The sequence below is a fragment of the Pseudomonas sp. GB2N2 genome, assembly GCF_054897705.1.
Genome location: NZ_CM142701.1, coordinates 3,723,683 through 3,746,907, shown reverse-complemented (window position 1 = coordinate 3,746,907; position 23,225 = coordinate 3,723,683). Strand labels below are relative to the sequence as shown.

General features: G+C 58.3%; 13 protein-coding genes, 2 rRNA genes and 1 pseudogene. 10 read left to right on the top strand and 6 right to left on the bottom strand.

What is annotated here, in order from left to right:
• The first annotated feature begins 232 nt into the window (after positions 1–232).
• From ACYZT4_RS17285 to ACYZT4_RS17250, 8 genes are all read left to right on the top strand, one after another.
• Positions 233–3,124: ribosomal RNA gene (locus tag ACYZT4_RS17285) — 23S ribosomal RNA — on the top strand.
• 151 nt (positions 3,125–3,275) lie between these two features.
• Positions 3,276–3,391 (top strand): 5S ribosomal RNA (rrf, locus tag ACYZT4_RS17280).
• 154 nt (positions 3,392–3,545) lie between these two features.
• Positions 3,546–6,998, top strand: coding sequence for an exodeoxyribonuclease V subunit gamma (recC, locus tag ACYZT4_RS17275; protein ID WP_461981615.1), 3,453 nt, complete (start codon positions 3,546–3,548; stop codon positions 6,996–6,998).
• A complete protein-coding gene (gene recB / locus ACYZT4_RS17270) occupies positions 6,995–10,687 on the top strand; it encodes an exodeoxyribonuclease V subunit beta (protein ID WP_461981613.1) in 3,693 nt (1,230 codons plus the stop codon). The genes recC and recB overlap by 4 nt, the downstream gene beginning before the upstream one ends.
• Entirely contained in the window at positions 10,684–12,792 is a 2,109-nt protein-coding gene (gene recD / locus ACYZT4_RS17265; RefSeq protein WP_461981611.1) for an exodeoxyribonuclease V subunit alpha, read from the top strand. Before recB ends, recD begins: the two co-directional genes overlap by 4 nt.
• A gap of 118 nt (positions 12,793–12,910) precedes the next feature.
• The gene (locus tag ACYZT4_RS17260; protein WP_461981609.1) at positions 12,911–13,486 is read left to right on the top strand and encodes a YfiR family protein; all 576 of its coding nucleotides are present in this window, start codon (positions 12,911–12,913) and stop codon (positions 13,484–13,486) included.
• Positions 13,483–14,751 carry a diguanylate cyclase domain-containing protein gene (locus ACYZT4_RS17255; protein WP_461981607.1) on the top strand — a complete coding sequence of 423 codons (1,269 nt, stop codon included), beginning with the start codon at positions 13,483–13,485 and terminating at the stop codon, positions 14,749–14,751. The genes ACYZT4_RS17260 and ACYZT4_RS17255 overlap by 4 nt, the downstream gene beginning before the upstream one ends.
• A 46-nt stretch (positions 14,752–14,797) precedes the next feature.
• Entirely contained in the window at positions 14,798–15,250 is a 453-nt protein-coding gene (locus ACYZT4_RS17250) for an OmpA family protein (protein ID WP_461988716.1), read from the top strand.
• Between the two features lie 116 nt (positions 15,251–15,366).
• Here the strand turns inward: ACYZT4_RS17250 and ACYZT4_RS17245 are convergent, their stop codons facing one another.
• From ACYZT4_RS17245 to ACYZT4_RS17230, 4 genes and pseudogenes are all read right to left on the bottom strand, one after another.
• A complete protein-coding gene (locus tag ACYZT4_RS17245; protein ID WP_461981605.1) occupies positions 15,367–15,843 on the bottom strand; it encodes a hypothetical protein in 477 nt (158 codons plus the stop codon).
• 22 nt (positions 15,844–15,865) lie between these two features.
• A complete protein-coding gene (locus tag ACYZT4_RS17240; protein WP_461981604.1) occupies positions 15,866–16,138 on the bottom strand; it encodes a bacteriocin immunity protein in 273 nt (90 codons plus the stop codon).
• 7 nt (positions 16,139–16,145) lie between these two features.
• Positions 16,146–17,489 (bottom strand): annotated as a pseudogene (locus tag ACYZT4_RS17235) (S-type pyocin domain-containing protein).
• 124 nt (positions 17,490–17,613) lie between these two features.
• Positions 17,614–18,561: a LysR family transcriptional regulator gene (locus ACYZT4_RS17230; RefSeq protein ID WP_461981602.1), complete on the bottom strand. Its 948-nt coding sequence runs from the start codon at positions 18,559–18,561 to the stop codon at positions 17,614–17,616.
• A 187-nt stretch (positions 18,562–18,748) separates the two neighbouring features.
• Here ACYZT4_RS17230 and ACYZT4_RS17225 point away from each other — a divergent pair, with 187 nt between their 5' ends.
• Together ACYZT4_RS17225 and mmsB are read left to right on the top strand one after the other, a co-directional pair.
• Positions 18,749–20,293 carry a CoA-acylating methylmalonate-semialdehyde dehydrogenase gene (locus ACYZT4_RS17225; RefSeq protein WP_461981600.1) on the top strand — a complete coding sequence of 515 codons (1,545 nt, stop codon included), beginning with the start codon at positions 18,749–18,751 and terminating at the stop codon, positions 20,291–20,293.
• A gap of 10 nt (positions 20,294–20,303) precedes the next feature.
• Positions 20,304–21,191, top strand: coding sequence for a 3-hydroxyisobutyrate dehydrogenase (gene mmsB, locus ACYZT4_RS17220; protein WP_461981598.1), 888 nt, complete (start codon positions 20,304–20,306; stop codon positions 21,189–21,191).
• 76 nt (positions 21,192–21,267) lie between these two features.
• Here mmsB and ACYZT4_RS17215 read toward each other — a convergent pair whose 3' ends face one another.
• Together ACYZT4_RS17215 and ACYZT4_RS17210 are read right to left on the bottom strand one after the other, a co-directional pair.
• On the bottom strand, positions 21,268–21,612 hold the full coding sequence (locus ACYZT4_RS17215) for a cupin domain-containing protein (RefSeq protein ID WP_461981596.1): 345 nt from the start codon (positions 21,610–21,612) through the stop codon (positions 21,268–21,270).
• Positions 21,613–21,781: 169 nt separating this feature from the next.
• Positions 21,782–23,185 (bottom strand): amino acid permease, encoded by a 1,404-nt coding sequence (locus ACYZT4_RS17210; protein WP_461981594.1) that lies wholly within the window; start codon positions 23,183–23,185, stop codon positions 21,782–21,784.
• Positions 23,186–23,225 lie beyond the last annotated feature (40 nt).

The window sequence follows — 23,225 nt, the reverse complement described above, 5'->3', positions numbered from 1 at the left end:
TGTAGAGTTTAGAAATGAGCATTCCATCGAAGGATGGTGAATGTTGATTTCTAGTCTTTGACTAGTTCGTTCTTTAAAAATTTGGGTATGTGATAGAAAGATAGACTGGACGTTACTTTCACTGGTAACGGATCAGGCTAAGGTAAAATTTGTGAGTTGCTCTTAATTGAGTATTATCGAATTTTCGGCGAATGTCGTCTTCACAGTATAACCAGATTGCTTGGGGTTATATGGTCAAGTGAAGAAGCGCATACGGTGGATGCCTTGGCAGTCAGAGGCGATGAAAGACGTGGTAGCCTGCGAAAAGCTTCGGGGAGTCGGCAAACAGACTTTGATCCGGAGATGTCTGAATGGGGGAACCCACCTAACATAAGTTAGGTATCTTAAGCTGAATACATAGGCTTAAGAAGCGAACCAGGGGAACTGAAACATCTAAGTACCCTGAGGAAAAGAAATCAACCGAGATTCCCTTAGTAGTGGCGAGCGAACGGGGACTAGCCCTTAAGTGGCTTTGAGATTAGCGGAACGCTCTGGAAAGTGCGGCCATAGTGGGTGATAGCCCTGTACGCGAAAATCTCTTGGTCATGAAATCGAGTAGGACGGAGCACGAGAAACTTTGTCTGAATATGGGGGGACCATCCTCCAAGGCTAAATACTACTGACTGACCGATAGTGAACTAGTACCGTGAGGGAAAGGCGAAAAGAACCCCGGAGAGGGGAGTGAAATAGATCCTGAAACCGTATGCGTACAAGCAGTGGGAGCCCACTTTGTTGGGTGACTGCGTACCTTTTGTATAATGGGTCAGCGACTTATTTTCAGTGGCGAGCTTAACCGAATAGGGGAGGCGTAGCGAAAGCGAGTCTTAATAGGGCGTCTAGTCGCTGGGAATAGACCCGAAACCGGGCGATCTATCCATGGGCAGGTTGAAGGTTGGGTAACACTAACTGGAGGACCGAACCGACTACCGTTGAAAAGTTAGCGGATGACCTGTGGATCGGAGTGAAAGGCTAATCAAGCTCGGAGATAGCTGGTTCTCCTCGAAAGCTATTTAGGTAGCGCCTCATGTATCACTGTAGGGGGTAGAGCACTGTTTCGGCTAGGGGGTCATCCCGACTTACCAAACCGATGCAAACTCCGAATACCTACAAGTGCCGAGCATGGGAGACACACGGCGGGTGCTAACGTCCGTCGTGAAAAGGGAAACAACCCAGACCGTCAGCTAAGGTCCCAAAGTTATGGTTAAGTGGGAAACGATGTGGGAAGGCTTAGACAGCTAGGAGGTTGGCTTAGAAGCAGCCACCCTTTAAAGAAAGCGTAATAGCTCACTAGTCGAGTCGGCCTGCGCGGAAGATGTAACGGGGCTCAAACCATACACCGAAGCTACGGGTATCACTTAGGTGATGCGGTAGAGGAGCGTTCTGTAAGCCTGTGAAGGTGAGTTGAGAAGCTTGCTGGAGGTATCAGAAGTGCGAATGCTGACATGAGTAACGACAATGGGTGTGAAAAACACCCACGCCGAAAGACCAAGGTTTCCTGCGCAACGTTAATCGACGCAGGGTTAGTCGGTCCCTAAGGCGAGGCTGAAAAGCGTAGTCGATGGAAAACAGGTTAATATTCCTGTACTTCTGGTTATTGCGATGGAGGGACGGAGAAGGCTAGGCCAGCTTGGCGTTGGTTGTCCAAGTTTAAGGTGGTAGGCTGGACTCTTAGGTAAATCCGGGAGTCTAAGGCCGAGAGCTGATGACGAGTTACCCTTTGGGTGACGAAGTGGTTGATGCCATGCTTCCAAGAAAAGCTTCTAAGCTTCAGGTAACCAGGAACCGTACCCCAAACCGACACAGGTGGTTGGGTAGAGAATACCAAGGCGCTTGAGAGAACTCGGGTGAAGGAACTAGGCAAAATGGCACCGTAACTTCGGGAGAAGGTGCGCCGGTGAGGGTGAAGGACTTGCTCCGTAAGCTCATGCCGGTCGAAGATACCAGGCCGCTGCGACTGTTTATTAAAAACACAGCACTCTGCAAACACGAAAGTGGACGTATAGGGTGTGACGCCTGCCCGGTGCCGGAAGGTTAATTGATGGGGTTAGCTAACGCGAAGCTCTTGATCGAAGCCCCGGTAAACGGCGGCCGTAACTATAACGGTCCTAAGGTAGCGAAATTCCTTGTCGGGTAAGTTCCGACCTGCACGAATGGCGTAACGATGGCGGCGCTGTCTCCACCCGAGACTCAGTGAAATTGAAATCGCTGTGAAGATGCAGTGTATCCGCGGCTAGACGGAAAGACCCCGTGAACCTTTACTATAGCTTTGCACTGGACTTTGAATTTGCTTGTGTAGGATAGGTGGGAGGCTTTGAAGCGTGGACGCCAGTTCGCGTGGAGCCAACCTTGAAATACCACCCTGGCAACTTTGAGGTTCTAACTCAGGTCCGTTATCCGGATCGAGGACAGTGTATGGTGGGTAGTTTGACTGGGGCGGTCTCCTCCTAAAGAGTAACGGAGGAGTACGAAGGTGCGCTCAGACCGGTCGGAAATCGGTCGTAGAGTATAAAGGCAAAAGCGCGCTTGACTGCGAGACAGACACGTCGAGCAGGTACGAAAGTAGGTCTTAGTGATCCGGTGGTTCTGTATGGAAGGGCCATCGCTCAACGGATAAAAGGTACTCCGGGGATAACAGGCTGATACCGCCCAAGAGTTCATATCGACGGCGGTGTTTGGCACCTCGATGTCGGCTCATCACATCCTGGGGCTGAAGCCGGTCCCAAGGGTATGGCTGTTCGCCATTTAAAGTGGTACGCGAGCTGGGTTTAGAACGTCGTGAGACAGTTCGGTCCCTATCTGCCGTGGACGTTTGAGATTTGAGAGGGGCTGCTCCTAGTACGAGAGGACCGGAGTGGACGAACCTCTGGTGTTCCGGTTGTCACGCCAGTGGCATTGCCGGGTAGCTATGTTCGGAATAGATAACCGCTGAAAGCATCTAAGCGGGAAACTAGCCTCAAGATGAGATCTCACTGGGACCTTGAGTCCCCTGAAGGGCCGTCGAAGACTACGACGTTGATAGGTTGGGTGTGTAAGCGCTGTGAGGCGTTGAGCTAACCAATACTAATTGCCCGTGAGGCTTGACCATATAACACCCAAGCAATTTGCTTGCTCTAACGAGCACCAGATTGCGGTGTGTGAAGACGAAACGAACCGAAAGTTCGATCTCGCAAAAACACCGAAAGCTATCACATACCCATTTGCTGAAACGTCGAAAGACGCGTCGGCACACCGAATTTCTTGACGACCATAGAGCATTGGAACCACCTGATCCCATCCCGAACTCAGCAGTGAAACGATGCATCGCCGATGGTAGTGTGGGGTTTCCCCATGTGAGAGTAGGTCATCGTCAAGATTAAATTCCGAAACCCCAATTGCGAAAGCAATTGGGGTTTTGTTTTGCCCGCAGGAAAGTTCGTACAGCAACATCGGACCGCTCCCGGCTGTCACAGTCTCCCGACAATGCTAAGGTTCGGCCCTAGCTTTTGTATTTTTCCAAGGATGCCTTTATGCCGGACGCGACGTCCCTCAGTGCTGGTTTTATGGTGGTTCACGGCAACCGTCTGGACGAGCTACGCAGCCTGGTGGTTAGCTGGATGCGGCGTTACCCGCTGGCACCCCTGGAAAATGAAATCGCCCTGGTACAGAGCAACGGCATCGCACAGTGGCTGAAGCTGGCACTGGCCGAAGACCCGGAGGAGGACGATATGGGAGGCTGCGGTATCGCCGCTGCCATCGACGTGCAGTTACCGGGCAGTTTCATGTGGCAGCTCTATCGCATGGTCCTTGGACGCGATGAAATCCCGGTCAAGTCCTTGCTCGATAAAGCCCCGCTGACCTGGCGCCTCATGCGCCTGCTTCCGCAGTTGATCGATCAGCCACACTTCGAGCCACTGCAACGCTTCCTTACCCATGACACTGATTTACGCAAACGCTATCAACTGGCCGAGCGACTGGCTGACTTGTTCGACCAGTATCAGGTGTACCGCGCCGACTGGCTCGAAGACTGGGCTGAAGGTCGTCATCAATTACGCAACGGTCGCGGCGAAGCCAAATCCCTGAGCCCGGCCAACTGCTGGCAAGCAGAACTGTGGCGTGCACTGCTGCTGGATGTCGGTGAACTAGGCATGGCGCAAAGCCGCGCCGGCGTCCATCAACGGTTTATCGAACGCATTAACAGCCTCGATACCGCGCCTGCCGGGTTGCCTTCACGAGTGATCGTTTTCGGGATTTCGTCACTCCCCGCTCAAGCGCTGGAAGCCTTGGCCGGACTGGCCCGTTTCAGCCAGGTTTTGCTATGCGTCCATAATCCCTGTCGGCACCATTGGGCGGACATCGTCGCCGATAAAGACCTTCTACGGCACCAATACAAACGTCAAGCTCGCAAAAGCGGCATGCCGGTAGTGCTCGATCCGCAAACATTGCATCAGCATGCCCATCCGCTGTTGGCCGCGTGGGGCAAGCAGGGGCGGGACTACATAAATTTGCTCGACAGCTACGACGATCCCAACAGCTATCGCTCAGCGTTTCGAGACGGTCGGATCGACCTGTTCAGTGACAACCAACCGCTGAACATGCTCAATCAACTGCAGGACGACATTCTGGAATTGCGCCCCCTGAATGAAACCCGGGAGCGCTGGCCCGCAGTCGACTTGATATCGGATCAGTCGATCCGTTTTCACATTGCCCACAGCGCGCAGCGTGAAGTGGAAATCCTCCACGATCAATTGCTCGCACGTTTTAGCGCCAATCCTCAGTTGCGTCCGCGCGACATCATCGTGATGGTCCCGGATATCGACAGCTATGCACCGCACATCCGCGCTGTTTTTGGCCAGCTCGAACGCAATGACCCGCGCTTCATTCCCTTCACTCTCGCGGATCAGGGCCAGCGCGGCCGTGATCCGCTCCTGATCGCGGTCGAGCATTTGCTCAAGCTGCCCGACAGCCGATTCCCTGTCAGTGAAATCCTCGATCTGCTGGATGTTCCTGCCCTGCGCGCGCGCTTCGGGGTGGAAGAGCGGGACCTGCCAACCCTGCATCGCTGGATCGAAGGTGCCGGTATCCGTTGGGGTATTAACGCCGGTCAACGAGCAGGCTTGGGGCTGCCGCAGGAGCTGGAACAAAACAGTTGGCGTTTCGGGCTGCGCCGGATGTTGCTCGGCTATGCCGTCGGAAGCGGAAATGCCTGCGAAGGCATTGAGCCCTACGATGAGATCGGGGGGCTGGATGCTTCGCTCATAGGACCTCTGGTGGCATTGCTCGACGCGCTGGAGATTGCCCATCTGGAGCTTTCGCAGCCGGCTCCGCCCAAGCAGTGGGGCATGCGGTTACAGGCGCTGATGCAGTTGTTTTTCCAAGCCAGTAACGAGCATGACGACTACCTGCTGGCCCAACTCGAAGAGTTGCGCGAAACCTGGCTGGACACCTGCGAGTCTGTCGGCTTGCATGACGATTTACCGTTGACAGTAGTCCGTGAAGCCTGGCTCGCCGGTCTCGATCAGGGGCGCTTGTCCCAGCGTTTTCTCGCCGGCGCGGTTAACTTTTGCACCTTGATGCCGATGCGCGCAATCCCCTTCAAACTGGTCTGTCTGTTGGGCATGAATGACGGCGATTACCCGCGCGCGCAACCGCCGCTGGATTTCGATCTCATGGGCAGTGATTACCGACCGGGCGATCGATCACGCCGCGAAGATGATCGCTATCTGCTGTTGGAAGCGCTGCTGTCGGCACGGGATCAACTCTACATAAGTTGGGTCGGCCGCAGTATTCGCGACAACAGCGAGCGCCCCGCATCCGTACTGATAGGCCAGCTTCGCGATCATCTGGCCAGCGGTTGGCGATTACACGATGTCGATGAGGACCTGCTTGAGGCGATGACTCAGAAACATCCGTTGCAACCGTTCAGCCCCCGTTATTTCCTTGAAGGCGATGAGCTGTTCAGCTTCGCCAACGAATGGCAGGTGCTCCATCAAGCTGTCGAGCCAACAACCGATTACAACATCCTTGCCCCATACGTTCAGGAAGAACCACTAAGTCTCGGTCAGTTGCAGGATTTCCTGCGCAACCCTGTGCGACATTTCTTCAGTCAGCGGCTGAAAGTGTTCTTCGAAGCCGCTGAAGTGCCGCTTCCCGATGAAGAACCCTTTGTCCTCGATGCACTGCAACGCTACAGCCTCAGTGACAGTTTGCTCGGCGCGGCGCTGGGCCAACTCTCGCGTGCAGATGAGGTGCTGGAAGCACAGGCCAAGCGCCTGCAAAACAGCGGGCTACTGCCCATGGCGGGTTTCGGCGAATGTCTGCAACGCGAGTTGATCGAACCGTTGCCGGATCTGCTGCAACGCTATCAACAGCTTCTGGCGTTATGGCCCACACCGCTCACCAGCGCTCTGCCCATCAATCTTGAACTGCAAGGTCTGCGCCTGGAAGGTTGGCTCAGCGGTTTGCATCAACGCGCCGACGGCAGCTTGCTCTCGGTCACCACGATTCCCAACAGCATCGGTTCGATCAAGGCCCGCAAATGGCATCGCCTGACACGGCCATGGGGCAATCATCTGGTTGCCTGCGCCAGTGGCATGCCAATGACCACCGCACTTGTCGCCAGTGACGACAGTTTGCTTCTGGGTCCGATTGAAAAAGAGGCTGCCTCACGAATGCTGGGCGACTTGTTGTTGGCTTGGCAGGCGGGAATGCGTCAGCCGCTGCCCATTGCCGTGAAAACAGCGTTCGCCTGGCTCACCCAGACAGACCCCGCCAAAGCCGATGCTGCGGCCCGCAAAGCTTATGAAGGCGACGGCCTGACCACGGATGGCGAGCGCCGGGAAAGTCCCGCGCTCGCCCGGCAGTTCGCGGGCTATGACGCACTGATGGCCGACGAGACCTTCCCCGATTGGTGCAATGCCTTGTACAAGCCGATGCTCGAAGCGCCCTGGCGTTCATTGGCCAGCGAGGAGGCGCACTCATGACTGCGAAAACACCGCTGGCCCTGGCATTCCCGTTGCGCGGCAGCCAACTGATCGAAGCCAGCGCCGGCACCGGAAAGACCTTCACCATCTCCGCACTTTACCTGCGCCTGGTCCTGGGCCACGGCGGCGAATCGAGCGGCTTCGGGCGTGAATTGTTGCCGCCGCAAATCCTCGTCGTAACGTTCACCGACGCCGCGACCAAGGAGCTGCGCGAACGTATCCGCACACGTCTCGCAGAGGCCGCGCGGTTTTTCCGCGATGAAATGCCGCCGCCGGATGCGCTCATCGCGGAGTTGCGTGAGCAGTACCTTCCCGAACAGTGGCCCGGGTGCGCAAACCGTCTGGACATCGCGGCCCAGTGGATGGACGAAGCGGCCGTGTCGACCATCCACAGTTGGTGCCAGCGCATGTTGCGCGAACACGCGTTCGACAGCGGCAGCCTGTTTACCCAGACACTGGAAACCGATCACAGCGATCTGCTGGGCGAAGTTTTACGCGATTACTGGCGATTGTTCTGCTACCCGATGCAAGGCGATGCACTGGGCTGGGTGCGCGCCAATTGGGGGGGTCCTGCAGCCCTGCTGCCACGATTAAGAGGTTTGTTTGCCAGCGAGCGCGATAGCGCTGAAGGCAAAGAACCTGCCGAACTGATCGTCGACTGTTTGCACGAGCGGCGGGCAGCCCTGGTCGCGCTCAAAATGCCTTGGCGTCAGTGGGCAGACGAGTTGCTCGCCATCTGTCATGAAGGCATCGCGAGCAAGAGCGTCGACGGTCGGAAGATGCAGGCACGCTATTTCGAGTCCTGGTTTGAAAAGTTGAAAACCTGGGCCGAAGACGAAACGCTTGAACAATTGGATATCGGTACCGGCTTCACGCGTTTGACGCCGGACGGCATGGCTGAAGCGTGGAAAAACGGCCCAGTCCCCAATCACCCGGGACTGGACGCCATGCCCGGCCTCAAGCTCCGTCTCGATGGGTTGCCGACCCCCGACGCCGCGGTTCTGCAACACGCCGCTCAGTGGGTGGCAGCACGGTTCGAAGAGGAAAAACGCCGCCGAGCGGAAATGGGTTTCGACGACATGCTGCTGCGTCTCGACGCCGCGTTGCAATCAGAGGGTGGCGAACGCTTGGCCACCCTGATCCGCGAGCAGTTTCCGGTGGCGTTGATCGATGAATTCCAGGACACCGACCCGGTGCAGTACCGGATCTTCGAAAGCATCTATCGCATTGAAGACAACAACCCGGAGTGCGGCCTGTTCCTGATCGGCGATCCAAAGCAGGCGATCTATGCCTTCCGTGGTGCCGACATCTACACCTACCTTCGCGCCCGCCAGGCCACCACAGGGCGGTTGCATACGCTGGGAACCAATTTCCGGTCCAGCCATGGCATGGTCGGTGCGGTAAACCACGTATTCGAGCGTGCCGAAGTGCGCGAGAGCGGTCGTGGTGCCTTCTTGTTTCGCGAAAAAGATGGCGTGAACCCTGTGCCATTTCTGCCGGTCGCTTCGCAGGGCCGCAAAGAAATTCTGAACATTGAGGGTCAGCCTGTCCCTGCGCTGAACATCTGGCATCTGTCCGCTGATCAACCGCTGTCCGGTGCGGTTTACCGGCAGCAATTGGCCGCCGCATGCGCCAGTGAAATCACCGCGTTGCTTAACGGCGGGCAACAAGGCCGTGCGGGTTTCGTCCAGGACGGCAAGGACTTCAGAGGTCTGTTGCCGGCGGATATTGCGATTCTGGTACGCGACGGTAAAGAAGCGCAGGCCGTACGTGCCGAGCTTTCCGCGCGGGATGTGCGCAGCGTCTATTTGTCGGACAAGGACTCGGTGTTCGCCGCCCAGGAGGCCCGCGATCTGCTGACCTGGCTCAAGGCGTGCGCCGAGCCGGATGTCGAGCGTCCGTTGCGTGCTGCGTTGGCGAGCATCACGTTGAACCTCTCGCTGGCAGAGCTTGAGAGGTTGAATCTGGATGAGCTGGCCTGGGAAGCGCGAGTCATGCAGTTTCGTGGTTATCGCGAACTCTGGCGCAAGCAGGGCGTGCTGCCGATGCTGCGACGCTTGCTGCATGACTTCCAGCTGCCCCAGGCATTGATCGCGCGCAGTGACGGCGAACGGGTGCTGACCAACCTGCTGCATTTGTCCGAGCTGCTGCAACAGGCCGCCGCCGAGCTTGATGGCGAGCAAGCGCTGATCCGCCATCTATCCGAGCATCTGGCGCTGTCCGGTCAGGCTGGGGAAGAACAGATACTGCGTCTGGAGAGCGACGAGCAACTGGTCAAGGTGGTGACCATTCACAAGTCGAAGGGGCTTGAATACCCGTTGGTATTCCTGCCATTCGTGTGTTCGGCGAAACCAGTGGACGGCAGCCGTTTGCCGCTGCATTACCACGATGAAACCGGCAATGCCCAAGTAACCTTGCGGCCAACTCCGGAGTTGATTGCGCTGGCCGACGATGAGCGCTTGGCCGAGGATCTGCGTTTACTCTACGTGGCGCTCACCCGGGCGCAACACGCCTGCTGGCTCGGCGTCACCGACCTCAAGCGCGGCAATAACAACAGCTCGGTGCTGCACCTTTCGGCGTTGGGTTATCTGCTGGGCGGCGGCGCTTCGTTGGCCGAATCACAAGGCTTGAGGCGTTGGCTGGAAGACTTGCAGCAAGACTGTCCCGCACTGAACTACCGCGAGATGCCGGAAAAAACCGACGAGCATTACCATCCGCCGCAGAACGTTGCGGCATTGCTCGCACCGCTGATCCCGAAACGCAAGGCCAGCGAAAACTGGTGGATCGCCTCCTACAGCGCCTTGCGTATCGGCGATATCCTGAGCGTGGGCAGCGACGAAGCGCCGGAAAACCCGCAAGCGCAAAAGCTATTCGACGATGAGCGCCTCGATCCAGAAGCACCGCGCGAAATGGTCGCCGGCGGTGCCGATATACATCGATTCCCGCGTGGTCCGAATCCGGGCACCTTTCTCCATGGCTTGCTGGAGTGGGCCGGTGACGAAGGGTTTGCCGCCACGCCGCAAGCCGTGGAAGACGCCATTGCCCGCCGCTGCAATCGGCGCGGCTGGGAAGGCTGGATCACCACGTTGAGCGATTGGCTGCAGCACTTGCTCACGTCACCGCTGCAGATCGGTGCCGGCCATTCGCCTGTCATCTTTGAGCAGCTGAAACAGTACCGCGTCGAGATGGAGTTCTGGTTCGCCAGCCATAAGGTCGATGTGCTCAAGCTCGATGAACTGGTCCGCCAGTACACCCACAACGGTGTTGCCCGGGTCGCCGCCGAACCGGTCTTGCTCAACGGCATGTTCAAGGGTTTCATCGACCTGACGTTCGAGCACGATGGGCGTTATTACGTCGCCGATTACAAATCCAACTGGCTGGGTGTCGATGACATGGCTTACACCGAGCAGGCCATGGAGCAGTCGATCCTGGATAATCGCTACGATCTGCAATACGTGCTGTACCTGTTGGCCCTTCATCGCCAGCTCAAAGCGCGGCTTGCCGATTACGACTACGACCGGCATGTCGGTGGTGCCTTGTATTTGTTTTTGCGTGGCACGCGTGCGTCCAGTCAGGGCGTATATTTCGCCCGGCCACCACGGGAATTGATCGAGCGCCTTGACCGGCTGTTCCAGGGCAAACCGGAACCCAAGGCCGAACCCGCGTGGGAACAGGGAGTATTGCTATGAGTCGCACCTTTGCCGAGTTGTTGCCGACCCCGTTGGCAGCGGAAAGCCTGGCCGGTCTGGCGCCATTGAGCCGTGCCGATGACTTGCTGTTGTTGCTCACGCGCTGGGTCGAACGCGGCTGGTTGCGAGCGCTGGACAAGGCCTTTGTCGCCTTCCTCCACGAACTGGCTCCCGACGATGATCCGTTGGTGTTGCTGGCGGCGGCATTGACCAGTCATCAACTGGGCCACGGTCACGTCTGCCTGGATCTGTTCGAGACGCTCAGGGAACCGGACTTCGCGCTGTCATTGCCACCGGAAGGCGACGTGCAAAGTGACGCGATGTTGCTGCCTTCGCAATTGCTCGAGACGCTGGACGGCGCCCATTGGTGCAAGGTTCTGGCCTCCAGCCGTCTGGTCGCTTTGGCAGCTGATGGCAGCGAATCGGCGCAACAAGAGCCGTTGGTGTTGTCGGGAAAACGCCTTTACCTGCGCCGCTATTGGGCGTACGAGCGGCGCATCGACAACGCTTTGCGCCTGCGCCTCGCCGAGCACGAATCGACACCGGATGATCTGCCCCAACGCCTCACTGGCCTGTTCGGTCCGGCTCGGCCCGGCGAGGTGATCGACTGGCAAAAACTGGCGTGTGCCCTGGCGACCCGCAGTGCATTCAGCATCGTCACTGGTGGCCCCGGGACCGGCAAGACCACCACGGTCGTGCGTTTGCTGGCATTGCTCCAGTCTCCGGCGGTGGAGGCTGGCAAACCGCTGCGTATTCGTCTCGCTGCGCCCACCGGTAAAGCCGCGGCACGGCTGACGGAGTCCATCAGCCAGCAAGTCAGGACGTTGCAAGTCGCTGAAGCGGTGCGAGAAAAAATTCCGTCCGACGTCACCACCGTTCACCGGTTGCTCGGCAGCCGTCCCGGTACCCGACACTTTCGGCATCACGCCGGCAATCGCTTGCCGCTGGATGTGCTGGTGGTGGACGAAGCGTCGATGATCGACCTGGAGATGATGGCCAATCTGCTCGATGCAATGCCAGCGCATGCCCGACTGGTGTTGCTGGGTGACAAGGACCAGTTGGCCTCGGTGGAAGCCGGCGCCGTACTGGGCGATTTGTGTCGTGACGCCGAGGCCGGTTGGTATAGCCCTCGAACGCGTCAATGGCTGGAAACGGTCAGTGGTGAGAACCTCGGCAGCAGCGGTTTGCACGAAGACACCCACGACACTCATCCACTGGCGCAGCAGGTGGTGATGCTGCGTCACTCGCGGCGGTTCGGCGAGGGCAGCGGCATAGGCCTGCTGGCGCGCTGGGTCAACCAGCAACAGCCTGAAGAGGCGCGCAAGTTGTTGGCCGCCCGAAGCCACGACGATGTGTTTTCGCTGTCCCTCAAAGGTGAGCACGACCAATCGCTGGAGCGCTTGTTGCTCGAAGGTCATGACGCTGGGCCGCAAGGTTATCGGCATTATCTGAGCCTGCTGCGCAATCGACGACCGCCGCTCGATAGCGCCCTCGACGATCCCCGCTGGACCGATTGGGCGCGCGAAGTGCTGCAAGCCTTTGACGCCTTTCAGTTGCTGTGTGCCGTACGCAAGGGGCCGTGGGGTGTGGAAGGCCTCAATCAGCGAGTCACGGACGCGCTGCTCAAGGCCCGGTTGATCGAGAGCAATCAGCAGTGGTACGAAGGTCGGCCAGTGCTGATGACCCGCAACGACTATGGCCTGGGCTTGATGAACGGCGACATCGGCATTGCCCTCAAGCTGCCGGAGCGCGAGGGGCCCGAAGCGGGACGTCAGGTGCTGCGCGTGGCGTTCCCGCGTAACGACGGACAGGGCGGCGTGCGCTTTGTCCTGCCGAGCCGGCTTAATGATGTGGAAACCGTGTACGCCATGACCGTGCACAAATCACAGGGCTCGGAGTTCGCGCATACGGCGTTGATTTTGCCTGACGCCCTCAATCCGGTTCTGACCAAAGAACTGATCTATACCGGCATCACTCGCGCCAAGCATTGGTTCACCTTGATCGAACCTCGAAACGGCGTGTTTGAAGACGCAGTGCGACGCAAGGTCAAGCGCTTGAGCGGGCTGATGCTGGAGTTGGAAGAGGTGGCGCCACCCGCGGACTGAGGGTCGCCGTTCCGACGCCAAAAAAATGGCTGTAACCCCCGGCCGGTGCGGCCTCGCGGGTGTCCAGACGCTGTGCTATCGTGCCGCATTATCCTGTTACGATCGAAGGGAATCCTGCATGAAGGTGGCTGTCTGGACGACAGAGCGCATCGATTTCTGCCAGAAAATCATGCTGGCAGGCTTTCTCTGTTTGCTCAGTGGCTTCGCTTTTGCGCAAGCGCAAACTCCGCCCGGCATGGCCGATCAGCGTGCCCAATCGGTCACGCAAGTCGTCCTCGGCATCCTCGGTTATGCCCGCTGGCCTGTTGAGCCGGCACAACTGCGCTTTTGCATCGTAGGCCCTACCGAATACACCGATGATCTGGTCAAAGGCACGACCCAGGCCACCGGCCGCCCGGTGACCGTCAGCCGCTTGCTGGCCGACAACCCGTCCATCGTCAGTGACTGCGACGCGGTGTACATCGGCAAACTGACCAGCGAAGAACGCAGCCGGCTGTTCGCTTCCCTGACAGGCCACCCGGTATTGAGCATCAGCGAAAGCGATGACCCGTGCACCGTCGGCAGCCTGTTCTGCCTGCGTGTCGGCGATGACCAGGTGTCCTTTGAGGTCAACCTCGACTCCGTCGCCCGCAGCGGTGTGCGCATTCACCCCAGTGTTCTGCAGCTGTCCCGCCACAAGCCGGCGGCGCCATGAGTTTATTTAAACCGGACAGTCGCCCGACCTTGCGCTCAGTCATCGGTCGCGGGCATTTGATCGTTGCACTGGTGGCCGTCGCCATGGCCAGCGTCTCGCTGACGCTGCTCGGTGTCCTGGCTTTGCGGGTGTATGCCGACCACAACCTGCACCTGATCGCACGCTCCATCAACTACACCGTGGAAGCGGCGGTGGTGTTCAACGACAAGACGGCGGCCACTGAAGCACTGGCGTTGATCGCCTCCACCGAAGAAGTCGCCGATGCCCAGGTGCTGGACCGGCATGGCATGGTGTTGGCGCGTTGGCAGCGGCCTGAAACCGGATTGTTCCCGGATCTGGAAATGCAGTTGGCCAAGGCCTTTCTGGAAAAACCGATCAGCCTGCCGATCGTCCATCAGGACCATGAAATCGGCAGCATTCAGCTGACAGGTGGTGGCGGCAGCCTGATGCGCTTCCTGCTCAGCGGCCTGGTGGGTATCGTTCTGTGCACGGCGGCTAGCGCCTGGGTGGCGCTGTATCTGGCGCGCCGACAACTTCGCGGGATTACTGGGCCACTGCGAAGTCTGGCTTGCGTGGCTCACGCCGCGCGCAGCGAACGGGCCTTCGACCGTCGCGTACCGCCCGCCGCCATCGCCGAACTCGACAACCTCGGCAACGACTTCAATGCCCTGCTCGATGAACTCGAAGACTGGCAGAGCCACCTGCAAAGCGAAAACGAAGCCCTGGCCCACAAGGCTAGCCACGACAGCCTCACCGGGTTGCCGAACCGGGCGTTTTTCGAGGGTCGATTGATGCGCTCACTGCGCAATGCCAACAAGCACAACGAGCGCATGGCGGTGCTGTTTCTCGACAGCGACCGGTTCAAGGAAATCAACGATAACTTCGGGCACGCCGCCGGTGACGCGGTGCTGGTAGCCGTGGCCAATCGGGTGCGTGCGCAATTGCGCGAAGGGGATCTGGTGGCGCGTCTGGGCGGCGACGAATTTGCCGTGTTGCTGACCCCGTTGCACAAGACCGAAGACGCCGAGCGGATCGCCGATAAAATCCTCGCGAGTATGGAAATGCCCATCCCGATGCCGGGGGCAGCGCACGTGGTGACGTCTCTCAGTATTGGCATCGCCGTGTACCCCGATCATGGCGCGACGCCTGGGGCTTTGCTTCACGCTGCCGATGCAGCCATGTACCAAGCCAAGCGCCTCGCCCGAGGTGCACAACACACCTCAGGGTCGAAGTCACCTGTTGCCCATATTCAGATCAGGAGCTAATACCGTGTTCTCAGTTTCCCTGCGATTTTTCACCCTCACCCTGTTCATGGTGCTGCTGGCATTGACCGGCTGCCAGACGGCACCGCAAAAAGGCCTGACCCCGGCGCAAATCGCGGTGCTCAAACAACAAGGGTTCGAGTTGACCGACGAGGGCTGGGCGTTCGGCCTGTCCGGCAAAGTGTTGTTTGGCAGCGACGTCGAAAGCCTCAACCCGCAGAGCACCGAGATCGTCGAACGCATCGGCAAGGCGTTGCTCGGTGTCGGGATCGAGCGGGTGCGCATTGATGGTCATACCGACGCATCGGGCAAGGAGTCCTACAACGAAACGCTGTCCCTGCGCCGGGCAAAAAGCGTCGGTATCGTGCTGAACGCGGTGGGAATGAAGGAACAGAACATCCAGCTACGCGGACTCGGCAGCAGCCAGCCGGTGGCCTCAAATGACAGCGCAGCGGGGCGGACCGAGAATCGCCGGGTGGCGATTGTGGTGAGTGCGGATTGATCGGTCAACAGCATGTCCCGGCGTTCACCCATCATCTGCCTCTGATTCTGATTCTGATTCTGATTCTGATCAGTGACGGTGCAGGATGACTGAACTCCCGTGTATGTGGGCCATTACTAGAGCAAAACATCTCTATCATTCAACGCAATTTCTACCACCTGCTCTGGCGATAGTGTCTGCGAATAACTCACATCGTTGAAGTATTCGTCTGGCCAGAAAATCAAATCGGATACGCGTTCATTGGGTACGTTGATTGCCAGCATGGTCAACCAAAATTCGACTTCATGGTCAGCGCCATCACCTTCCATGACCCTTCGAGCCAACTCTACCAACTCTTGCTTTGTCACATCTGCCACGCGCCGTTCATATGGCTTGGCTAGGACTTTGCGAACCCAGGTGTCATGGTCTTGTCCTCCATAAATCCCCTGAAAGTCGATGAACTCTAGCTTGGTCATGGCTTCTCGATTGAACGCGGCCAACTGTTCCCGAGTTTGTTCGGGATGTCCGCAATCAATTTGTTCAGAATGTATCGTCAGCCGGGCGACCAAGGCCTCATCCAGCAACGGAGGCATTAACTCGGGACGAAGCTCCATATGTTCTCTCACAGTCCATTGATTATTTTTTGAATCCTGGCAAGCCTTGAGCGGCACGCCATTCTTTTACAATCTGCGTCACGCCTTCAGGGGAACCATCTGTTCCCGTTTCCGGGTAGTAGATCAAGTCTGACCCTGCCGGGTGCTCGCTTACCTTCTCGAAGTGCAACAAAAGCAAGTCTGCACGGTCATCGTTTTCGGCTTGTTCGTCTTCCTTGGCGAGCTCCTGCAGCAGCTTGATAAATTCCGCTTCTGTGTACTCAGAGAAGCTGTTTTTCAGTAGTGTGTCCGTCATGTTTGGCCTATTTGTTCCGGTGAAGATCGATGTGGTTTTTCGGTGTGTTAACTCGCAGGTTATCCACGTCGTACAAGCCACCGCCCTCTGATACTTTTTCGATGTGGTGCAGCTCGTAAGACAATCTACCTCCGACTCTATCGGCTTTCCGAACACGCGGAGCCCGACCTGTAAGCATACGGCCAACACTTTGCTTGACGAACTGATCCGCTGCTGCTGATCCTGAGACAGCTTTCCAAAGTGCGGCTCTGAATGTGTCAAAGCTTTTGAATTCGCGTTCCCTCAGTGCGTCCGCCACGTCCGTAGGTATCGGAACTCCTACTCCCGAACTCGCCCCAATAAGCCAGATACCAACCACATCCTCGCCTTGACCTGTTGCAGTTCCGGGGGTCTTGCGAACATTCATCACGATGTAAAGCGGCTGCACACCAGAATCAGCCGGGAACACCAGAATGAAATCTTTGTAAGCGTCCGGGTAAATCGGGCTGACGATGATGTTATCAGCCTGTTCGGTGGGCGGATAAATCCAGATATGGGGCACCTGTGGTGCGCTTTCTAACGTTGGAATCCCTAAAGTGCTGGACGGGTCAGCGGCTGGTGTCCATACCAAGGTTACACCGTCACCCAAGTCAGCCACTTGCTGCGAACCTTGGGCAACGAACCGTACTACTGGAATCATTTCCCAGTCGCGGCGCTTTTGGGTGTTGTACCCGTATCCTTTCAAGGTGCCATCGGCTTGTTATTCGACGTGCAGGCGGACACGTGTGCGAGCTTGCTTGAGTGACTTGAACTGTTGTTCTGTACACAGGCTGCTGTCGCCCATGCTGGAAGGCCACAGTAATGCAACCACTCCCGTCAATGCACCAGCAACAACACTAGAAGTAGCGCCAGACGCCACAGCGCCAGCCGCACACAAACCACCACAAGACACACCGCCAGCGCTGGCAGTAGCAGCGCCGCCTAATAGAAGTGTTCCCAGTGAAGCGGGTAGGGAGCCACTGATTTTCTTGAGGGGAATGTTTCCTTGTGCATCCGTTTCACGGCCACCCAGCAAGGCAAACTCGCCATACTGGCTAATCGGATCGGTGGGAATGGCTCCGCTGGGACTGGTGTAGTTAATGGTCCCATCTGGCAGCGTGCAACTCTTGGCGAAGACGCATCCGCGTGGGGCCACTTCATCCCGTTTCTTGATCGCATTCCTGCGTGCGTCCGCTTCCCGCTCGTTCCTTTCGTTCGTCGCCACTGTTCTGTTCCAAGCCGCCTGCGCTGCCTCTGTAGCCTCGGCATGCAGCCTATTGGCATCTTGCCCATTTGCCCCCAGATAATTCGGGAAAAGGTTTTCAACCGGCATAACCCCTCCTATAAAAACTGACTCGAGCCCTGTTTGGCCGATGAGGCGCGACAGGACGCTATCCCATGCTGGCTTGGCGTGTCTGTAGGACGGTCTGTAGGAGAGTTCTTAAATGCCACAACAGTCAGTCGGCGAACAGCATGTCCCGGCGTTCGCCCATCAACAACCCCTGATTCTGCTCAGTCACCGCACGAATGTAATCCCACAACAGGGTAATCCGCTTGAGCTTGCGCAGGTCTTCGCGGCAGTACATCCAGAATTGCCGCGTGATGTTGATTTCCTCCGGCAGCACCGGCAGCAAGCGCGGGTCCTGCGCCGCGAGGAAGCATGGCAGGATCGCCAGCGACCGGCCTTGCTGCGCCGCCACGAACTGGGCGATCACGCTCGTGCTGCGCAGGTTGGCGCTGGCGCCGGGGAGTACGTTGGCCAGATACAACAGCTCCGAACTGAACGCCAGGTCGTCGACATAACTGATAAATGAGTGTTTGCCCAAGTCTGCCGGGCGGCGGATCGGTGGGTGTTTGTCCAGATAGTCCTGGGTCGCGTACAGCTGCAATTTATAGTCGCAGAGTTTGCAGCAGACGTACGGTCCATGCTCCGGACGCTCCAGCGCGATGACGATGTCCGCCTCGCGCTTGGACAGGCTGATGAAGTGCGGCAGCGGCAGGATGTCCACCGAGATTGCCGGGTAGGCATCGACGAAATGGCTCAGTTGCGGGGTGATGAAAAAGCTGCCGAAACCTTCCGTGCAACCCATCCGTACGTGACCGGACAGCGCTACGCCGGAACCTGAAACCTGCTCGCAGGCCATGTGCAGCGTGCTTTCGATCGACTCGGCATAACCGAGCAGTCGCTGGCCCTCAGCGGTCAGGACGAAACCGCTGGTCCTGGATTTCTCGAACAGCAAAGTGCCCAACGCTGCTTCCAGCGAACTGATGCGCCGCGACACGGTGGTGTAGTCCACCGCCAGGCGTTTGGCTGCGGTGCTGGCCTTGCGGGTGCGGGCGACCTCGAGGAAAAACTTGAGGTCATCCCAGTTCAGCGAACCTAAGGACGTGATGTTTTTTTGCATGATGGACCGGCTTTTATGTGCGTTCTTATTAGAAGTTTGCACATCTATACTCCAAAAACAGCCCGACAACCAATTCGCGACACACGCCTCAGCTCACACCGGTCACGGCGACATTCTCGTCCTGGCTCCCTAGATAGCTCTCTAAATTAGAACAATGCTAAATAAGAACAATGTCCCGGAGACCGTCATGAACGCATCGCTTACGCCCAACGAAACCACTGTGGAAACTGCGCAAACTGTGCAAAAGGTCAAGCTGTTGATCGACGGCGAGTGGGTCGAGTCCCAGACCACCGAGTGGCACGACATCGTCAACCCGGCGACCCAGCAAGTGCTGGCCAAGGTTCCGTTTGCCACGGCGCAGGAAGTTGACGCGGCGATCAGTGCCGCCCACCGCGCTTTCCAGACCTGGAAACTGACGCCGATTGGCGGGCGGATGCGCATCATGCTCAAGCTCCAGGCGTTGATTCGCGAACACTCCAAGCGCATCGCCGTGGTGCTCAGCAACGAGCAGGGCAAGACCATTGCCGACGCTGAAGGCGATATCTTCCGCGGCCTCGAAGTGGTCGAACACGCCTGCTCCATCGGCACTCTGCAAATGGGCGAGTTTGCTGAAAACGTCGCCAGCGGCGTCGATACCTACACCCTGCGTCAGCCGATCGGCGTCTGCGCCGGCATCACCCCGTTCAACTTCCCGGCGATGATTCCGCTGTGGATGTTCCCGATGGCCATCGCCTGCGGCAACACCTTCGTGCTCAAGCCGTCCGAACAGGACCCGCTGTCGACCCTGCTGCTGGTGGAACTGGCGATTGAAGCGGGCGTCCCGAAAGGCGTGCTCAACGTGGTTCACGGCGGCAAGGACGTGGTGGATGCGCTGTGCACTCACAAAGACATTAAGGCGGTTTCCTTCGTCGGTTCGACGGCCGTCGGTACCCACGTCTACGACTTGGCCGGCAAACACGGAAAGCGCGTGCAATCGATGATGGGCGCGAAGAACCACGCCGTGGTACTGCCGGATGCCAACCGCGAACAGACGCTGAATGCACTGGTCGGTGCCGGTTTCGGTGCCGCCGGCCAACGCTGCATGGCTACTTCGGTGGTGGTGTTGGTGGGCGCGGCCAAACAGTGGCTGCCAGACCTGAAAGCATTGGCGCAGAAACTCACAGTGAATGCCGGCAGCGAGCCGGGCACTGACGTCGGTCCGGTGATTTCCAAACGGGCCAAGGCGCGGATTCTCGATCTGATCGAAAGCGGCATCAAGGAAGGCGCCACACTGGAGCTGGACGGTCGTCAGATCAGCGTGCCGGGCTTCGAGCAAGGCAACTTTGTCGGCCCGACGCTGTTTTCCGGCGTGACCACCGACATGCAGATCTACACCCAGGAAATCTTCGGCCCAGTGCTGGTGGTGCTGGAAGTGAATACCCTCGACGAAGCCATCGCGCTGGTCAACGCCAATCCGTTCGGCAACGGCACCGGCCTGTTCACCCAGAGCGGGGCGGCGGCGCGCAAATTCCAGAACGAAATCGACGTCGGCCAGGTCGGCATCAACATCCCGATCCCGGTGCCGGTGCCGTTCTTCAGCTTCACCGGTTCGCGTGGTTCGAAACTCGGCGACCTCGGTCCGTATGGCAAGCAAGTGGTGCAGTTCTACACTCAGACCAAGACTGTCACCAGTCGCTGGTTCGATGACAACAGCGTCAACGACGGTGTGAACACCACCATCAACTTGCGTTAAGGAGGCGGACATGAAAATCGCTTTTATCGGCCTCGGCAACATGGGCGCGCCGATGGCCCGCAACCTGATCAAGGCCGGCCATTCGCTGCGCCTGGTCGATCTGAACAAAACCGTCCTGGCTGAGCTGGAGCAACTGGGCGGCAGCATCAGCGCGACCGCCCGTGAAGCGGCGCAAGGCGCGGAACTGGTGATCACCATGCTGCCCGCCGCGGTGCATGTGCGTAGCGTGTGGCTGGGCGAAGACGGCGTGCTCGCCGGCATCGGCCAAGGTGTGCCAGCCGTTGATTGCAGCACCATCGATCCACAGACGGCGCGGGAGGTGGCGGCGGCGGCTGCCAACCAACGCGTGGCCATGGCCGATGCGCCAGTTTCCGGCGGCACTGGCGGTGCAACGGCCGGGACGTTGACCTTCATGGTCGGCGCCACTCCGGAGCTGTTCGCCACCCTGCAACCGGTGCTGGCGCAGATGGGCCGCAACATTGTGCATTGCGGTGAAGTCGGCACCGGGCAAATCGCCAAGATCTGCAACAACCTGCTGCTCGCGATCTCCATGGTCGGCGTCAGTGAAGCCATGGCGCTGGGGGATGCTCTGGGCATCGACACGGGCGTGCTGGCCGGGATCATCAACAGTTCGACGGGGCGTTGCTGGAGTTCGGAAATGTACAACCCGTGGCCGGGCATCGTTGAAACGGCACCGGCCTCGCGCGGTTACACCGGCGGGTTCGGTGCGGAATTGATGCTCAAGGATTTGGGGCTGGCGACGGAAGCGGCACGTCAGGCGCACCAACCGGTGGTGCTCGGCGCGGTGGCCCAGCAGTTGTATCAAGCGATGAGCCAGCGTGGGGAAGGTGGCAAGGACTTCTCGGCGATCATCAACAGCTATCGCAAACCGCAATAAACCCTGCCTGCACGAATTGTGTTTGCATCGACATTTACCGGGAAATCACGTCGCGTGATTCCCCGGTTTTTTTGCATCAGGCAAACACGAAATACTTGCGCACGGTTTCAACGACTTCCCACGTGCCTTTCATGCCCGGCTCGATGACGAAAATATCACCCGCACGCAGATGGATCGGCTCTTTGCCTTCCGGGGTGATGATGCAGTAGCCCTCTCGGAAGTCGCAGTATTCCCACTTCACGTATTCCACGTACCACTTGCCCGGCGTGCAGATCCAGGTGCCCATGATCTTGCTGCCGTCATCGCTGGTGTAGGCGTTGAGGTTGACGGTGTGCGGATCGCCTTCGAGTTTTTCCCATTTGCAGGCGTCGAGGACGGGCAGCGGGTGGGTGTCGCGAAGAACGGTAATCGGTGCGGACATGATGACTCCGGGCGTGAGGAAGAACTGAAGTCGCACCCTAACGGGCTTGGCGTGGCGTCAGTTGTCTGTGCTCGACATCGAGGTGTCCAGAAACGCTCGGTCACTGGCGCAAGCCATAAAAAAACGCCCCGGTATTCGTCGAATGCCGGGGCGTTTTTTTATTCGGTGTTTATTGTGCCACTGGCACGTTGCGCTGCCGTGCGATGCGCAGCCGGTAGCAACCGTAGATCAGCAACACCCACACCGGCATGGCGTACACCGAAGCGCGCACCGGCGGAATCATCCAGATGACGCAGATGATCACGGCCATGAACGCCAGGCACACATAATTGGTGTACGGCGACCAGAACGCCTTGAAGCCCGGTACGACCCCGCGCTGGGTCATGGCCTTGCGAAACTTCAAATGCGTCAGGCTGATCAGTGCCCAGTTGATCATCAGCGAGGCGACCACCAGGGCGAACAACAACTCCAGCGCTTCATGCGGCGCAACATAATTGACCAGCACAGCCAACATCGTGATCAGCGCCGAAACACCCAGTGCCAGCAGCGGTACGCCTTGCTTGTTCAGCTTCATCAAAGCCTTCGGTGCATCGCCTTGTTCGGCCAGGCCGTAGAGCATGCGGCTGTTGCAGTAAACGCCGCTGTTGTAGACCGACAGAGCGGCGGTGAGCACCACGAAGTTGAGGATTTGCGCGGCGGTGTCACTGCCGATCAGGGCGAAAATCTGCACGAACGGACTGCCACTGTAAGCATCGCCCGAAGCACCGAGCGTCTCCAGCAGTTGGTCCCAGGGATACAGCGACAGCAGCACCGTGAGTGCGCCGACGTAAAAAATCAGCACCCGGTAAACCACCTGGTTGATGGCTTTGGGAATGACCTTTCTCGGCTCGCTGGCTTCGGCGGCGGTGATGCCGACCAGTTCCAGGCCACCGAAAGAAAACATGATGAACGCCATCGCCATCAGCAGGCCGTTGGTGCCGTTGGGGAAGAATCCGCCGTGGCTCCACAGGTTGCTCACCGACGCTTGCGGGCCGCCGGTGCCGCTGAACAGCATGTAGCAGCCGAGGAGGATCATGCCAATGATGGCGACGACCTTGATGATCGCGAACCAGAATTCCATCTCGCCAAAGACTTTGACGTTAAGCGTATTGATCAGGTTGACCAGTACGAAGAACACCGCCGCGCTGACCCAGGTCGGCACGTCCGGCCACCAGAATTGCACGTACTTGCCGACGGCGGTCAGCTCGGCCATGCCCACCAGCACGTACAGCACCCAATAGTTCCAGCCGGACAGGAAACCGGCGAAACCGCCCCAGTAGTTGTGCGCGAAGTGGCTGAAAGAGCCGGCCACCGGTTCCTCGACGATCATCTCGCCGAGTTGGCGCATGATCAGGAACGCAATGAACCCGGCGATGGCATAGCCGAGGATCATCGACGGTCCGGCGGACTTGAGCACGCCGGCGGAGCCCAGGAACAGCCCTGTCCCGATAGCGCCACCCAAGGCGATCAGTTGAATGTGTCGATTTTTCAACCCTCGCTTGAGCGTTGCCGGTTGCAAGATTTCATCCGCCATCTGATTCCCTTTTTTGTTGTTGCGGCCGAGCCTGATTGGA

Bases quoted from the DNA above. Each gene is read 5' to 3' on its own strand.
- recB (WP_461981613.1), top strand. From the start codon at position 6,995: ATGACTGCGAAAACACCGCTGGCCCTGGCATTCCCGTTGCGCGGCAGC.
- ACYZT4_RS17245 (WP_461981605.1), bottom strand. From the start codon at position 15,843: ATGGAGCTTCGTCCCGAGTTAATGCCTCCGTTGCTGGATGAGGCCTTG.
- ACYZT4_RS17225 (WP_461981600.1), top strand. From the start codon at position 18,749: ATGAACGCATCGCTTACGCCCAACGAAACCACTGTGGAAACTGCGCAA.
- ACYZT4_RS17260 (WP_461981609.1), top strand. From the start codon at position 12,911: ATGAAGGTGGCTGTCTGGACGACAGAGCGCATCGATTTCTGCCAGAAA.
- ACYZT4_RS17230 (WP_461981602.1), bottom strand. From the start codon at position 18,561: ATGCAAAAAAACATCACGTCCTTAGGTTCGCTGAACTGGGATGACCTC.
- mmsB (WP_461981598.1), top strand. From the start codon at position 20,304: ATGAAAATCGCTTTTATCGGCCTCGGCAACATGGGCGCGCCGATGGCC.
- ACYZT4_RS17210 (WP_461981594.1), bottom strand. From the start codon at position 23,185: ATGGCGGATGAAATCTTGCAACCGGCAACGCTCAAGCGAGGGTTGAAA.
- ACYZT4_RS17215 (WP_461981596.1), bottom strand. From the start codon at position 21,612: ATGTCCGCACCGATTACCGTTCTTCGCGACACCCACCCGCTGCCCGTC.
- recD (WP_461981611.1), top strand. From the start codon at position 10,684: ATGAGTCGCACCTTTGCCGAGTTGTTGCCGACCCCGTTGGCAGCGGAA.
- ACYZT4_RS17255 (WP_461981607.1), top strand. From the start codon at position 13,483: ATGAGTTTATTTAAACCGGACAGTCGCCCGACCTTGCGCTCAGTCATC.
- ACYZT4_RS17250 (WP_461988716.1), top strand. From the start codon at position 14,798: ATGGTGCTGCTGGCATTGACCGGCTGCCAGACGGCACCGCAAAAAGGC.
- recC (WP_461981615.1), top strand. From the start codon at position 3,546: ATGCCGGACGCGACGTCCCTCAGTGCTGGTTTTATGGTGGTTCACGGC.
- ACYZT4_RS17240 (WP_461981604.1), bottom strand. From the start codon at position 16,138: ATGACGGACACACTACTGAAAAACAGCTTCTCTGAGTACACAGAAGCG.